This window comes from Clostridium zeae, assembly GCF_017312485.1.
Classification (GTDB): Bacteria; Bacillota; Clostridia; order Clostridiales; family Clostridiaceae; genus Clostridium_AR; species Clostridium_AR zeae.
The window spans coordinates 1-1,258 of record NZ_BMBA01000020.1; the positions used below are offsets into that span (position 1 = coordinate 1).

The 1,258-nt window shown below is 37.7% G+C and carries 2 protein-coding genes; both read right to left on the reverse strand.

The window, feature by feature from the left end:
* A partial coding sequence (locus J3477_RS25870; RefSeq protein WP_206873107.1) for an ABC transporter permease occupies positions 1–517 on the reverse strand: 517 nt, incomplete at its 3' end.
* A partial coding sequence (locus J3477_RS25875) for an ABC transporter permease (RefSeq protein ID WP_206873108.1) occupies positions 510–1,258 on the reverse strand: 749 nt, incomplete at its 5' end. The genes J3477_RS25875 and J3477_RS25870, both read right to left, overlap by 8 nt.

Sequence of the window (1,258 nt, forward strand, 5' to 3'; positions counted from 1 at the left end):
TAAGTCCCCACGGAGTTTTATATAGTACAAAGTGTGCTATTATTACAGCAACTATTGCTGCATATACAAACCAGTTTAAGTCTCCTACAAGTTTACCGAGCACCGGCATATCTCTTAAGGCTTTTGGTATATTGTACGCTAAACCATTAACACCATCCGTTTGTCCGCCTTTGCCGAAAAGCTTAAAGATAAGAAAGGCTGCTAAGGCTTGAGCAAAAAGATTTATCGCTGTACCTGATATTACTTGGTCTGCCTTTAGGTTTATACTTAAGAATGCATGAATTAATGCTATAAGTCCACCTGCTATTAAAGCGAAGAGTATTCCTACCATCGCACTTCCTGTAAGGAAGGACCCATATACTCCAAAGAAGGCTCCCATGATCATCATACCTTCAAGACCTATGTTTACAACTCCAGATCTTTCTGAAAATACTCCGCCAAGACCTGCGAATATTAAAGGAGTTGCAAGAGCTAAAGTTGAAGATAAAAGTTCCATGATTATATTTATACTAGCCATTGATCAATACCTCCTTCTTCTTCTTCTTTTCTGCAAAGTATTTAACGATGTAGTCTGTTGCTACAAAGATTATTATTATTGATTGTATAAGATATACTATTTCCTTAGGTATACCATTTAACTGTAATACCTTTGAACTACTGTTTAGAGCTCCAAAAAGTACAGCTGCAAATATACATCCTATCGGATGGCTTTTCGCAAGAAGAGCTACTGCCATACCACTGAAACCGTAACCTGGAAGTGTACTAAAATCATCAGTATAGTACTTACCACCAGCTAAATGAACTGCTCCACCAAGACCTGCTATAGCACCTGATATAACCATTGCAAGCACTATGTTCTTTGATATATTTATTCCACCGTATTCTGCTCCCTGTGGGTTTAAACCAACAGCTCTAAGCTCATAACCTGTGGTAGTTTTCCATAAAAGCCATGTAACAAATATCGCTACTGCTATTCCTATAAATACACCATAGTTTGCTTGATAGTTTGATACGAATCTACCAATTCTAGCACTTTCTTTTATAAGTGGTGATGCTGATTTTCCTTGAACTCCAAAAGCAGTTCTAAGAATTATGAAGTTTGCAGCATACATCGCTATATAGTTCATCATGATTGAGTTTATAACTTCGTTTGTTCCCATCTTTGCTTTAAGATATCCTGGTACTGCTGCCCATAGACCACCAGCTGCTATACCTGCTATTAAAACCAATGGAAGATGTATGATTGCAGGAAGTCCTG